This window comes from Erwinia mallotivora (genome assembly GCF_000590885.1).
Taxonomy (GTDB): domain Bacteria; phylum Pseudomonadota; class Gammaproteobacteria; order Enterobacterales; family Enterobacteriaceae; genus Erwinia; species Erwinia mallotivora.
On record NZ_JFHN01000036.1, the window covers coordinates 1 to 13,895 of the forward strand.

The 13,895-nt window shown below is 56.8% G+C and carries 12 protein-coding genes; 9 read left to right on the plus strand and 3 right to left on the minus strand.

From position 1 onward, the window contains the following. The coding region (locus BG55_RS23485; RefSeq protein WP_152542672.1) for a FecR/PupR family sigma factor regulator at window positions 1–178 on the minus strand (178 nt) is incomplete at its 3' end. Further along, window positions 175–675 carry an RNA polymerase sigma factor gene (locus BG55_RS06620; protein ID WP_034935764.1) on the minus strand — a complete coding sequence of 167 codons (501 nt, stop codon included), beginning with the start codon at window positions 673–675 and terminating at the stop codon, window positions 175–177. The genes BG55_RS06620 and BG55_RS23485, both read right to left, overlap by 4 nt. 646 nt (window positions 676–1,321) lie before the next feature. Here BG55_RS06620 and BG55_RS06625 point away from each other — a divergent pair. From BG55_RS06625 to flhE, 9 genes are all read left to right on the plus strand, one after another. Continuing rightward, on the plus strand, window positions 1,322–3,001 hold the full coding sequence (locus tag BG55_RS06625) for a methyl-accepting chemotaxis protein (RefSeq protein ID WP_034935766.1): 1,680 nt from the start codon (window positions 1,322–1,324) through the stop codon (window positions 2,999–3,001). A 40-nt stretch (window positions 3,002–3,041) separates the two neighbouring features. Beyond that, the gene (locus BG55_RS06630) at window positions 3,042–4,655 is read left to right on the plus strand and encodes a methyl-accepting chemotaxis protein (protein ID WP_034935768.1); all 1,614 of its coding nucleotides are present in this window, start codon (window positions 3,042–3,044) and stop codon (window positions 4,653–4,655) included. 25 nt (window positions 4,656–4,680) lie between these two features. Beyond that, window positions 4,681–5,553 carry a protein-glutamate O-methyltransferase CheR gene (cheR, locus tag BG55_RS06635; RefSeq protein ID WP_034935770.1) on the plus strand — a complete coding sequence of 291 codons (873 nt, stop codon included), beginning with the start codon at window positions 4,681–4,683 and terminating at the stop codon, window positions 5,551–5,553. After that, window positions 5,553–6,602 carry a protein-glutamate methylesterase/protein-glutamine glutaminase gene (locus BG55_RS06640; protein ID WP_034935771.1) on the plus strand — a complete coding sequence of 350 codons (1,050 nt, stop codon included), beginning with the start codon at window positions 5,553–5,555 and terminating at the stop codon, window positions 6,600–6,602. Before cheR ends, BG55_RS06640 begins: the two co-directional genes overlap by 1 nt. Window positions 6,603–6,651: 49 nt before the next feature. Further along, window positions 6,652–7,041 (plus strand): chemotaxis response regulator CheY, encoded by a 390-nt coding sequence (gene cheY / locus BG55_RS06645; protein ID WP_034935773.1) that lies wholly within the window; start codon window positions 6,652–6,654, stop codon window positions 7,039–7,041. Window positions 7,042–7,050: 9 nt separating this feature from the next. Continuing rightward, on the plus strand, window positions 7,051–7,695 hold the full coding sequence (gene cheZ / locus BG55_RS06650) for a protein phosphatase CheZ (protein ID WP_034935775.1): 645 nt from the start codon (window positions 7,051–7,053) through the stop codon (window positions 7,693–7,695). Between the two features lie 204 nt (window positions 7,696–7,899). Further along, complete coding sequence (gene flhB / locus BG55_RS06655) at window positions 7,900–9,045, plus strand: flagellar biosynthesis protein FlhB (RefSeq protein WP_034935776.1); 1,146 nt, start codon at window positions 7,900–7,902, stop codon at window positions 9,043–9,045. Beyond that, window positions 9,045–11,126, plus strand: a complete 2,082-nt coding sequence (flhA, locus tag BG55_RS06660) for a flagellar biosynthesis protein FlhA (RefSeq protein ID WP_034935778.1) — start codon at window positions 9,045–9,047, stop codon at window positions 11,124–11,126. The genes flhB and flhA overlap by 1 nt, the downstream gene beginning before the upstream one ends. After that, on the plus strand, window positions 11,126–11,518 hold the full coding sequence (gene flhE, locus BG55_RS06665; RefSeq protein ID WP_034935781.1) for a flagellar protein FlhE: 393 nt from the start codon (window positions 11,126–11,128) through the stop codon (window positions 11,516–11,518). The genes flhA and flhE overlap by 1 nt, the downstream gene beginning before the upstream one ends. Window positions 11,519–11,647: 129 nt before the next feature. Here the strand turns inward: flhE and argS are convergent, their stop codons facing one another. Beyond that, window positions 11,648–13,378, minus strand: a complete 1,731-nt coding sequence (argS, locus tag BG55_RS06670) for an arginine--tRNA ligase (RefSeq protein ID WP_034935782.1) — start codon at window positions 13,376–13,378, stop codon at window positions 11,648–11,650. Window positions 13,379–13,895 lie beyond the last annotated feature (517 nt).

Genomic DNA, 13,895 nt, shown 5'->3' on the forward strand with positions numbered 1-13,895 from the left:
CGGGAATGGCCGCCGTTTGCTGCCACAGGATGGTCAGATCCTGATACTCCGCCCGGTGGGCAGGGTTCTGCAGCCAGCGCCGGAACGCCTCCTTTTCGCTTACGGTCATGCCTTCCTGCTGGCGAAGCAGCCAGCGAATCGCCTGTTCAGCAATCGCCTGCTGGTCTTGCGTCATCATTGTGGCCTCCCTGTTGGTTCATCCTGCCTGCTTTCACGGCTCGCGCGGCAGGCCAGCATGGCGCGAATAATGTGCTTTTCCACCATGTTGATTGAAATTCCCATGCTGGCGGCGACTTCACTCTGCGACTGGCCGTCAATGCGATGGCGGATAAAAGCCTCGCGGCAACGGGGTGGCATCTGCTCAATGGCGGCGACGATATGCTCGATATACTGCTGGTTTTCCAGCAGGCTGTCGGGCTGTTCGTGGCCCGGGGCAGGCAGGTCGTCAGCATCCATATCCGGAGCATCTTCATGCTGTTTTTGCACACGATAGAGGTCGACCAGCAGATTTCTGGCGATACGGTAGAGCAGGCCACGATGTGAGGAAACCTGTTCCGGGGAGGCCAGCGCGCGGCTGAATGTCTCCTGGGTGAGTTCTTCCGCGAGGTATTTATCCCGCAGCTTGCCGCTCAAAAAGCGGAACAGTTCGCTGTAGTAACGCTCAAACGCTGACAATGTGGCTTCCCGGCAACCGCGCATTTCTGCGGAGATGAAAAAGAGACGGAGATTTGAATGAAAATAATTATCGTTCTTAACTACCGGCGGCAATCATATAGTAATAACCGGGGGAAGGGCGAGTGAAAAGAATTCGCGGTCAACACGGCTGCTGTCGGGCCACATCGCGCTGAACCAGTTGAACAGTGCATGGCAGGAGTGGATCCACCCCGGGTAACGTACGCCAGGGGAGCTGGTATCAGCTAAGGAAGTCTTCTCGCTCTCCTCAGTTGTATGGATACCGGTTAGCCCCGGGCAAGCAACGGAGGCGTTTCCGGGATTATACAGACGAAACAGCCAGACTCAGCACCGTAGCTGCCAACCTGTCTCTGTGCGCACGCGCCTGCCTGAAGCCATCGCCGTGCGGTTATTCCCTGACTATGCTGTATATAAATATTTCTGTTGAGTCCTGTTGCTGGCGCAGCCGCCGAACGGCGGTGGCCCTCTCAGCATCATGTCAGGAGCCGCCCGTATCAGGTGTCAGACGATTCTTACCCGGCCCCTGGTCAGCTAACTGGTCGGGAAAGCAGCAACCGGTAGTTTACGGGATAAAGATCCCCCACCGGCTGCCGATAAGAAGGTCAATTGACCCTGTTCTGAGGTGGTTATGTTCAAGCGTATAAAAGTCGTCACCGGTCTTGCCGGTGTGCTGGTGTTATTTGCTGTTCTTCAGGCAGGAACCGGCGGACTGTTTTACAACACGGTACATAATGATAAGAAAAACTTTCAGTTCAATCAGCAGTTGCGCACGCTACAGCAGGCGATGGGCAGCGCGTGGATTGCGTTGATCCAGACCCGCAACACGCTGAACCGGGCCGGAATTCGTTATCTGCTGGATGCGAAGCAGGCTGGCTCCGGAGCCACGGTCAACGAACTGGTGACGCAGGCGCAGCAGAGCCTGGACGCAGCAGACAAATCGCTGGCGGTGTTTAATGCCAGTCTGTCAGAAAAAGGTAGAAATGCGGAGAACGTTAAAGCCCTCCAGGCGGGGTATCAGCAGTTTCACGACGCTCTATCTTCTCTGATTGTCATGCTGCAAAACGGCAATTTTAACGACTTTATCGCCCAGCCCACCCAGAGCTATCAGGACAGTTTCGACAAAACCTATAACGCCTGGCTGGAAAGAAATAACCAGCTGACGGCAGAGGGCAGTCAGGCCAATGACGATGCGTATCAACATGCCATCTGGACGCTGTGGACGGTGCTGGTCACCTTCCTGCTGGCCACCGCCGCAGTCTGGCGGGGAATCAATACCATTCTGCTGCATCCCCTGAACAGTAACATTGCGCAGATCCGCCGCATTGCGGAGGGCGATCTGACCCATCCGATTGCGGTGGAAGGGCGCAATGAAATGGCGCAGCTGGCGCAAAACCTGCGTGATATGCAGCAGTCGCTGGTGCGTACGGTGAGTGAGGTGCGCGACGGCTCCGATGCGATCTATTCCGGGGCCGGTGAAATCTCCGCCGGCAACAACGATCTCTCCGCACGAACTGAACAGCAGGCGGCGTCGCTGGAACAGACCGCCGCCAGTATGGAACAGCTGACCGCCACGGTGAAACAGAACGCCGAAAACGCCCGTCAGGCTTCGCAGCTGGCGCGCAGCGCTTCTGATACGGCGCTGAAGGGCGGGAAGGTGGTGGATGGCGTGGTGAAAACCATGCACGACATTGCCGGTAGCTCGAAGAAAATTGCCGATATCACCAGCGTGATTGACGGTATTGCCTTCCAGACCAACATTCTGGCGCTGAACGCGGCGGTGGAAGCGGCGCGGGCCGGGGAGCAGGGGCGCGGCTTTGCGGTGGTGGCCGGTGAGGTGCGCAATCTGGCACAGCGCAGCGCCCAGGCGGCGAAAGAAATTAAAGGATTGATCGAGGATTCGGTGTCCCGCGTCGACAGTGGCTCGGTTCTGGTGGAAAGCGCGGGAGAAACCATGAGCGAGATTGTCAGCGCCGTCACGCGCGTGACCGACATTATGGGGGAAATCTCGTCGGCCTCTGACGAACAGAGTCGCGGTATCGATCAGGTGGGCGCAGCGGTGACCGAAATGGACCGCGTTACCCAGCAGAACGCCTCGCTGGTGGAGGAATCAGCCACTGCATCTGCGGCGCTGGAGGAGCAGGCGCGTCGTCTGTCACAGTCGGTGAGCGTGTTCCGCATCCGTAAAGAAAATGTCATCCAGGCCGTTAATAACAGCAGAAGCGAACAAAACGTCCTGCTGACGCCGGTTGCAACGCCGCGCAAAGCGCTGGCAGCGCCGGTTTCTGATAATAACTGGGAAACCTTTTAACTCATTTTTGCCGCTAAGTGCGACTAAGCAGGAGATTTTGATGTTCAGCCGGATTCGTATCGCCACCGTGATTCTGTTTTTACTGGGGCTGTTTTGCCTGATGCAGATTGTCAGCAGTGGTCTTTCCTTTAATTCTTTCCGCCTGGATGCGCGTAACCTGCACGACGTGGAAGTCAGCGGCAATCAGCGTGAATCGCTGGGACAGAGCTGGGCGGCGTTGCTCAGCGCCCGTGTCACCCTGAGCCGTGCCGGAACGCGTGCGGCACTGGGAAAACCTCGCGATCAGGTAATAAGTTTGATGACAAAGGCTCAGGAAGATCTCAACGCTGCCGATAAAGCCTATAAGGAATTTGATGCCATTGCGGTCAGCACGCCGGAAGCACAGCAGCTGAAGCAGGCAATGAAGGCGGAATATGACAACTATTCCCGGGAGCCGGCGCAGCTGATTGCTTATCTGCAAAACAACCAGTTGCAGGATTTTCTTGATTCACCTACCCAGGGTAAGCAGGACCGCTTCCAGGTCCAGTACAACCTGTGGATGGTGTATATCGATCAGATGCGTGAGCACGCCAGCCGGGCCGGTGAAAGTTTTTATACCCAGTCGAAGGTGATTTTCATCGTGGCGGTGGTGACCTCACTGCTGGTAACCCTGGCGGGCATCATCTGGGTGAGAAAAGCGGTAATTGGGCCTCTGGCTATGATGCGACGTCATTTTGAGCGGATTGCGGCGGGAAACCTGGGTGGGCATATCGACGCCTCCGGGCGTAATGAACTGAGCCAGCTGTTTGGCAGCCTGCAAAGTATGCAAACCTCCCTGGCCGGAACGGTCAGCGCGGTGCGCGATGGCAGCCACGAAATGCACACCGGCATCCGTGAAATGGCCTCAGGGAATAATGATCTGTCAGCCCGCACCGAACAGCAGGCGGCCTCGCTGGCAGAAACGGCAGCCAGTATGGAACAGCTGACGGCGACGGTAAGCGGAAACGCCGACAACGCCCGTCAGGCATCACAGCTGGCGAAAGACGCCTCCACCACGGCACACAAAGGGGGCGCGCTGACCGGCAGGGTGGTGACCACCATGAATGAAATTGCCGCCAGCTCGAAAAAGATTGGCGACATTACCGGGGTGATTGACGGCATTGCCTTCCAGACCAACATTCTGGCACTCAATGCGGCGGTAGAAGCCGCCCGCGCCGGGGAACAGGGGCGGGGATTTGCGGTGGTTGCCGGTGAGGTACGCAGTCTCGCCCAGCGCAGCGCTCAGGCAGCCCGTGAGATAAAAGGACTGATTGAAGAGTCGGTTGGCCGGGTGCAACAGGGATCGACGCTGGTCGCCTCAGCCGGGGAAACGATGGAAGAGATTGTGCAGAGCGTGACGCGGGTAAATGACATCATGGGCGAAATTGCCTCGGCATCCGACGAACAGCGTCGCGGAATTGAGCAGGTCGCGCTGGCGGTGAGCCAGATGGATCAGGTGACGCAGCAAAACGCCGCGCTGGTGGAGCAGGCCGCCGCCGCAACCGAAGCGCTGGAAGCGCAGGCGGACCATTTAACACAAGCGGTGAAGAAATTTTCACTCGCCCCCTCTGAGGGGAGCACTGACCGGCTTGCTCTGGCACCATTCAGGGAAAATAGCCTGGTTTTAACCCCTTAATCAGTACTTTGCTGGGTGGCAATACATGAAAAAATCGACGTCATTAGCATCGCAGGAAAACCCAACGCTGCTGGCCCAGATGGTGCAGCGCCTGCCGTTATCTGATGCGCACTTTAAACGTATCAGTCAGCTGATTTATCAGCGTGCGGGCATCGTGCTGGCCGACCACAAGCGGGAGATGGTTTATAACCGTCTGGTGCGCAGGCTGCGGATGTTGGGCATCGACGATTTTGGTCGTTATCTGGCGCTGCTGGAAAACGACATTAACAGTCCGGAGTGGCAGGCGTTTATTAATTCACTGACCACCAACCTGACGGCGTTTTTCCGCGAGGCGCACCATTTTCCGATTCTGGCCGAGCACGCGAAAAAGCGCAGCGGCAGTTTCAACGTATGGTGTGCGGCGGCGTCAACCGGTGAGGAACCCTACTCGCTGGCGATGACGCTGGCGGAAACCCTGGGCAGCGGTCCGGGAAAATTTCAGGTGCATGCCAGTGATATTGACACCCAGGTACTGGAGAAGGCGCTGGCCGGGGTCTACCGCCAGGAGGAGCTGAGGACGCTCTCTCCGCAGCAAATGCAGCGTTTTTTCTTTCGCGGCACCGGCCCGCACTCCGGGATGGTGCGTGTGCGCCCGGAGCTGGCGAATGCGGTGACCTTTGCCCAGCTTAACCTGCTGGGCAATGAGTGGGCGCTGCCGGGGCCGTTTGATGCAATTTTTTGCCGTAATGTGATGATTTATTTCGATAAAGAGACACAGGAAAAGATTCTGCGGCGTTTTGTTCCGCTGCTGAAACCTGGTGGAATACTGTTTGCCGGACATTCCGAGAACTTCAGCCAGATCAGTAAAGAATTTTATCTGCGCGGCCAGACGGTCTACGGACTGACTAAGGAAAGATAATGGGCAAAATCAGAGTATTATGTGTTGATGATTCGGCGCTGATGCGTCAGCTGATGACCGAAATCGTCAACAGCCATCCGGACCTGGAGATGGTTGCCTCCGCCCCGGACCCGTTAGTGGCGAGAGAACTGATCAAAGAGCATAACCCGGACGTGTTGACGCTGGATGTGGAAATGCCACGCATGGACGGGCTGGATTTTCTGGAAAAACTGATGCGGCTGCGGCCCATGCCGGTGGTGATGGTCTCTTCTCTCACCGGTAAAGGTTCTGAAGTGACGCTGCGCGCGCTGGAACTGGGGGCGGTCGATTTCGTCACCAAACCTTCGCTGGGTATTCGTGAAGGCATGATGGCCTACAGCCAGATGATTGGCGATAAGGTGCGGGCGGCGGCGAAAGCCAAACTCTATACTCGTGGCCCTTTACCGGCACCGGCGATGCTGAAAGCCGGACCGCTGCTGAGCAGTGAAAAGTTGATTGCTATCGGCGCGTCCACCGGCGGCACCGAAGCTATCCGCCATGTATTACAGCCGCTGCCTGCCACCAGCCCGGCACTGCTGATTACTCAGCATATGCCGCCGGGTTTCACCCGTTCTTTTGCCGAGCGGCTGAATAAGCTCTGCCAGATAACGGTGAAAGAGGCCGAAGACGGTGAGCGTATTTTGCCCGGTCATGCTTATATCGCGCCGGGCGCGATGCACCTGGAGCTGGCGCGCAGCGGTGCCAACTATCAGGTGAAACTGAATGACGGGCCGCCGGTTAATCGTCACAAACCGTCGGTAGATGTGTTGTTTAAATCAGTGGCGCAGTTTGCGGGCCGTAACGCCGTGGGGGTAATCCTCACCGGGATGGGCAACGATGGTGCGGCAGGTCTGCTGGCGATGAATAAAGCCGGTGCCTGGACCATCGCGCAGAACGAAGCGAGCTGTGTGGTATTTGGCATGCCCCGCGAGGCAATCGCACTTGGGGGAGCCAGTGAAGTGGTGGATTTGCACCAGGTCAGCCAGCATATGCTGGCGAAAATTAGCGCCGGACAGGCATTAAGAATTTAACGTATAACGCAGCGCCCGTCCTGCGGGGCTACACAAAACAGGAGTAACTATGGCTGATAAAAATATGCGGTTTCTGGTGGTCGACGACTTTAATACCATGCGTCGTATCGTCCGTAACCTGCTGAAAGAACTTGGCTTCAACAATGTTGAAGAAGCTGAGGATGGCGTTGATGCCCTGGCCAAGTTGCGCGCCGGTGGCTTTGACTTCGTCATCTCCGACTGGAACATGCCCAATATGGATGGTCTGCAACTGCTGCAAACTATCCGTGCCGATGGCACGCTTGGCAAACTGCCGGTGCTGATGGTGACGGCGGAAGCGAAGAAAGAGAACATTATTGCGGCTGCTCAGGCGGGTGCCAGCGGCTATGTTGTTAAACCCTTCACAGCAGCCACACTCGAAGAGAAGTTAGGTAAAATCTTCGAAAAGTTGGGTATGTAAGGAGCCGAGATGAGCACTATTCCGAAACCAAATGTTGATGCTGCCTCGGCGCAGGACATTATCTCCCGAATCGGTTCGCTGACGCGCATGTTGCGTGACAGCCTGCGTGAGCTGGGTCTGGACCAGGCGATTGCTGAAGCGGCAGAAGCCATTCCTGACGCCCGCGACCGTCTGGATTACGTCGTACAAATGACTGCTCAGGCGGCGGAACGTGCGCTGAACTGTGTGGAAGCGTCTCAGCCGCGTCAGACAGAGATGGAGAATGGAGCAAAAGCACTGAAGGGACGCTGGGATGAGTGGTTTGAAAATCCCATTGAACTGGCAGATGCCCGCTCACTGGTTTCGGATACCCGTGGTTATCTGGAATCCGTCCCGGTTCATACCAGTTTCACCAACGCCCAGCTGATGGAAATCATGATGGCGCAGGATTTCCAGGACCTGACCGGTCAGGTAATCAAGCGCATGATGGATGTTATCCAGGAGATTGAGCGTCAGCTGTTGATGGTGCTGCTGGAGAATATTCCTGACCAGCCGGATCGCCCGAAAAAAGATGCCAACAGCCTGCTTAATGGTCCACAGATCAACGGCACCGCGCCTGGCGTGGTGGCGAATCAGGACCAGGTGGATGACCTGCTCGACAGCCTTGGTTTTTAAGCCACAGGGGCGAAAAACCGCCTGACGCCGCGCTGATTTCCCCGGCGCGCTGTAACCCACCGGCCCGAACTCTGTCTGGCCGGTGGGATTATTCATTCATGGCTTATCAGCCAAATAACCCCGTATTTACGCGTTTACTCGCCGCATTATTCCTGCGCCGTTCTGGCATTCTGAGCAAAATTTCTGTTGTGAAGGTGAGCTGCCGTGTCCGGGGACAGCGAAGAGGAAAAGACCGAAGCCGCAACGGCCCACCGACTTGAAAAAGCGCGTGAAGAAGGCCAGATACCGCGTTCGCGCGAGCTGACCTCGGTGCTGATGCTGGTGGCGGGACTGAGCATCCTGTGGATTGGCGGTGGCTCGATGGCGCATAAAATCGGTGAGCTACTGGCAGAAGGACTTAACTTCAATCACTCGGTGGTCAGTGACACCAGTCAGATGCTGCGCCAGATGAGCACCCTGCTGCTACAGGCGGTGTTTGCTCTGATACCGATGATGGCCGGACTGGTACTGGTGGCGATTGCTGCTCCGATGCTGCTCGGTGGCGTGATGATCAGCGGGAAGGCGATTAAGTTCGATTTTGGCAAGATGAACCCGATTAAGGGGCTTGGCCGCCTGGTTTCTGGTCAGACGGCGGCGGAGTTGCTCAAGTCGGTGCTGAAAGCGGTGCTGGTCGGGGTGATCACCTGGCTGTATATCCGCCACCACTGGCCGGAAATGCTCAGACTGATCAGCGAGTCGCCCTACACCGCGCTGGCCCAGTGCCTGAACATGATTGCTCTGTGCAGTATTTTGATCGTACTGGGACTGGCACCCATGGTTGGATTCGACGTGTTCTGGCAGCTCTACAGCTATTACAAAGGGCTGAGGATGACCCGCCAGGATATCCGCGATGAATACAAGCAGCAGGAAGGCGATCCCCACGTTAAAGGACGTATCCGCCAGCAGATGCGCGCAGCTGCCCGTCGCCGCATGATGGCCGATGTGCCCAAAGCCGATGTGATTGTCACCAACCCGACACACTTTTCTGTCGCCCTGAAATATGACGAACTGAAGATGAGCGCACCTAAAGTGGTGGCGAAAGGGGCGGGTGAGATTGCTTTACGCATCCGCGAACTGGGCAAAGAGCACCGGATCCCGCTGTTGGAAGCCCCGCCGCTGGCGCGTGCGCTCTACCGGCACAGTGAAATTGGTCAGCAGATCCCCGGCACGCTCTATGCCGCAGTGGCTGAAGTGTTAGCCTGGGTCTGGCAGCTGCGTCGCTGGAAGCTGGAAGGGGGCCTGGCGCCGAAGAAACCCCATAATTTACCGGTGCCGGAAGCACTCGATTTTGATCCAGGAGAAAAAGACTGATGGCTCCTCTTTCCACCTTATTACGGTTACCTAAGGTTAAAGATACCCAGTGGCAGGTGATGGCCGGCCCGGTATTGATTCTGATGATCCTGTCGATGATGGTGCTGCCGCTGCCGGCTTTCGTCCTCGACCTGCTGTTCACCTTTAATATTGCCCTGTCGATTATGGTGCTGTTGGTGGCGATGTTCACCCAACGGACGCTGGAATTCGCCGCCTTCCCGACCATTCTGCTGTTCTCCACGCTGTTGCGTCTGGCGCTGAACGTCGCCTCCACCCGTATCATTCTGATGGAAGGGCACACCGGAGCGGGTGCCGCCGGGCATGTGGTGGAAGCCTTCGGCCATTTCCTGGTGGGGGGAAACTTCGCCATCGGTATCGTGGTGTTTATTATCCTGGTGATCATTAACTTTATGGTTATCACCAAAGGTGCCGGCCGTATCGCGGAAGTGGGCGCGCGTTTTGTGCTCGACGGGATGCCGGGTAAGCAGATGGCCATCGATGCTGACCTTAACGCCGGTTTGATTGGCGAAGAGGTGGCGAAAAAACGTCGTGCTGAAGTGACCCAGGAAGCGGACTTCTACGGCTCGATGGACGGTGCCAGTAAGTTTGTGCGCGGTGATGCGGTCGCCGGGATCATGATTATGGTGATCAACGTTATCGGCGGCCTGCTGGTGGGGGTGGTGCAGCATGGTATGGATGTTGGTCACGCGGCTGAAAGCTACACGCTGCTGACCATCGGTGATGGTCTGGTGGCGCAGATCCCGGCGCTGGTGATCTCCACCGCCGCCGGTGTTATCGTCACCCGCGTCAGCACCGAGCAGGATGTGGGTGAGCAGATGGTGACCCAGCTGTTCAAAAATCCACGGGTGATGATGCTCAGTGCAGGCGTGCTGGGGATGCTCGGCCTGGTGCCGGGGATGCCCAACTTTGTCTTTTTGCTTTTTACCAGCGCCCTGCTGGGGCTGGCCTGGTATCTGCGTGGTAAGGAGAATCAACCGAAACCCGAGCCGCAGAGTGGCATGGTGAAAACCGTTGAAACGCCAGCCAACGTTGAGGCTTCCTGGACCGACGTCCATCTGGAAGATTCGCTGGGCATGGAAGTGGGCTACCGCCTGATCCCGATGGTGGACCATATGCAGGATGGCGAGCTGCTGGGCCGTATCCGCAGTATTCGTAAGAAATTCGCCCAGGAGATGGGCTTCCTGCCGCCGGTGGTCCATATCCGTGACAATATGGAGCTGCCGCCAGCCCGCTATCGCATTCTGATGAAAGGCGTGGAGATTGGCAGTGGCGATGCCTATCCGGGGCGCTGGATGGCGATTAATCCCGGCACCGCCGCCGGTACGCTGCCGGGTGAAGCCACCGTCGATCCGGCATTCGGCCTTGCCGCCATCTGGATTGACAGCGCCCTGAAAGAGCAGGCGCAGATTCAGGGCTTTACCGTGGTGGAGGCCAGCACCGTGGTGGCAACCCACCTTAATCACCTGATTGGTCAGCATGCCAGTGAGCTGTTTGGCCGTCAGGAAGCCCAGCAGCTGTTGGATCGGGTCAGCCAGGAGATGCCAAAACTGACCGAAGACCTGATCCCCGGCGTGATCACCCTGACCACCCTGCACAAAGTGCTGCAAAATCTGCTGGCGGAGCGGGTTTCCATCCGGGATATGCGCACCATTATTGAGACGCTGGCCGAGCACGCGCCGGTGCAAAACGATCCGCACGAGCTGACCTCGGTGGTGCGTGTGGCGCTAGGCCGGGCGATAACCCAGCAGTGGTTCCCCGGTAACGGCGAGGCCCAGGTTATCGGGCTGGATACCACGCTGGAGCGTCTGTTGCTTCAGGCGCTTCAGGGCGGCGGCGGACTGGAACCCGGACTGGCCGACCGTTTACTGGCGCAGGCGCAGAGTGCGCTGGCCCACCAGGAGGCGCTGGGTGCGCCGCCGGTGCTGCTGGTTAATCATCCATTACGCGCGCTGCTGGCCCGTTTCCTGCGTCGTAACCTGCCGCAGCTGATGGTGATTTCTAATCTTGAGCTGACCGATAATCGTCAGATCCGCATGACCTCGACCATAGGTGGCCACTGATGCGCCATTGGGCAGGGTGGTTACTGCTGTGTCTGCCCGGCATGGCGCTGGCGGGGGGAGCCTGGCAGGCCAGTGGATCCGGACCCGGGCTACAACTTCGTGGTCAACAGATGTTTTCACCGGCCCTGAGCGCGCCGGAGAAAGTGAGTGGGGCGATGACCCAGATTGCCTGGCGTTACACCCTGAATGCTCCCCCGCCTTCAGGGCTGGTGGTGCATCTCTGCGCCCGGACGCGCTGCGTGGTTCTGGAGGGGGCAAGTGGCACCACGCGTGGGCTGACCAACGTCGATGCCGGAGAAACCCTGCGTTTTGTTTATGGCGTTCAGGGCAAGGGCAGGCTGCCGCAGACGTTGCGGGTGCTGGGCAATGAAGTGATGGTGAATTATCGCTGATGTCGCGGGGCGTATCGGGAAGCGCTCGCGGCGTTGATCGGGAATCGGGCAGGACGGTATTTTGCGCGTCCTGCCAGGACAAGGCGTGCTGCCGTTAACGAAGTGACGACAGCCGCCACTTCTTCGGCATTACATTCTTTCTACCGTTTCTATCCCTAAGGTCTCCAGCCCCTGACGCAGGGTTTTCGCAGTCAACAAAGCCAGTTTCAGACGGCTCTGTCTGGTGGCTTCATCGGCTGCCGTCAGAATCGGACAGTGCTCGTAAAACCCGGAGAACAGGCCCGCCAGATCGTAAAGATAGGCACACATCACATGGGGCGTTCCCTCGCGGGCAACCTGGGTGATGGTCTCTTCAAACTGCAACAAACGCACCGCCAGCGCGGCTTCACGCTCCTCACCGAGGCGGATTTCACCATTCAGTGCGCTTTCATCAATTCCCGCTTTACGGAAAACCGAAAGGACACGGGTGTAGGCATATTGCATATAGGGAGCGGTGTTACCTTCAAAGGCCAGCATGTTGTCCCAGTCGAAGATATAGTCGGTGGTGCGGCTTTTCGACAGGTCGGCGTATTTTACCGCGCCGATGCCCACAATATTTGCCAGCTTTTTCAGCTCGTCGGCTGGCATCTCCGGATTCTTTTCGCTCACCAGCCGGGTGGCTCTTTCCACGGCTTCATCCAGCAGGTCGGAGAGCTTAATAGTGCCACCGGCGCGGGTTTTGAACGGCTTACCGTCTTTGCCCAGCATCATGCCAAAAGCGTGGTGCTCCAGCGGAACAGATTCCGGTACGTAACCGGCTTTGCGCACAATCGTCCAGGCCTGGTGCAGATGCTGATGCTGGCGTGAATCGATGTAGTAAAGCACGCGATCGGCGTGCAGCGTTTCGTAGCGGTATTTCGCACAGGCAATGTCGGTGGTGGTATAGAGGTAACCGCCATCCTTTTTCTGGATGATGACCCCCATCGGTTCCCCCTCTTTGTTTTTAAACTCATCGAGGAACACCACGGTAGCGCCTTCACTTTCCACCGCCAGCCCTTTGGCCTTCAGATCGGCGACGATACCCGGCAGCATATCGTTGTACAGACTTTCACCCATCACATCGTTGCGGGTGAGGGTGACGTTCATGCGGTCATAGATTATCTGGTTTTGTGACATGGTGATGTCGACCAGCTTTTTCCACATTGTGCGGCAATATTCGTCGCCACCCTGCAATTTCACCACATAGCCACGGGCGCGTTCAGCAAACAGCGGATCCTCATCATAAGTCCGCTTGGCTTCGCGGTAGAAGGCTTCCAGATCGGCCAGCGCGACAGGGGTGTGATCTTCGTTTTGTTGTTTTTCCAGGAAGGCAATCAGCATGCCGAACTGGGTTCCCCAGTCGCCCACATGATTAGCGCGAATGACCTTGTGACCAAGAAATTCAAGGGTACGTGCGGCGGCATCACCAATAATGGTTGAGCGGACATGACCGACGTGCATCTCTTTGGCCACGTTGGGGGCTGAGTAGTCAATCACCACGGTCTGCGGAGCCACTGCCGCCACACCGAGGCGCGGCGCATTAATCACGCTTTCGGCCTGGCTGGCAAGCCATGTCGAATCAAGAAACAGATTAATAAAGCCGGGTCCGGCGATCTCAATTTTGCTGACGATACCCTGCAAATCAAGATGAGTAAGCACCTCTTCCGCCAGTTGACGCGGGGCTTTACCCAGTTTTTTCGCCACGGCCATGATGCCGTTCGCCTGATAATCGCCAAACTGCACTTTAGCCGATTGCCGTACCTGAGGCTCACAACCGACCGGAGCGCCTGCTGCGATCATCGCCTGACTGACTTTTTCTGAGAGAAGAGCCTGAATATTCAACTGATTACCTTAATGATCTGGGTGGGCCTGGCGTTGAGCGCAGGTCATTGTCTGCACGATGCCAGCCGGTGAACAGGGTTGCCGCAGGCTGACGCCGTTAAAAAATAAGGGGAAAAGTATACTGCATTTCGGATGCAGTTAGCCAGGAGGCGTTCAGGCTGAATGAACAGGGAGGGAAGCAACGGCACAGATGTTTCCCGCCCGGTAAATTATTGACGGCGGCGGTTTTGACGCCAGGGGTTGGCAATAGTCTTATGGTGTTTACGTATTTTCCAGTGACGGAGAAACGCAAAACCAACCATGACAAGCAGCACAGCGAGTAAGATGAACATGAGCATTTTGGTGTTCCTTTAAAAGAGCAGATTGAATTTATAAGAAACGCAATTGCCGCGCAATATACCGGAGATAAATTAAGACTGGCGTTAGGATTCTTTTTAAATTCAATAAAATCATTGTGTTGCATGTTATTTTTTTTGCAATTAATGTAAAGTCAATGGAAGGGTTTGTAAATTTTCTC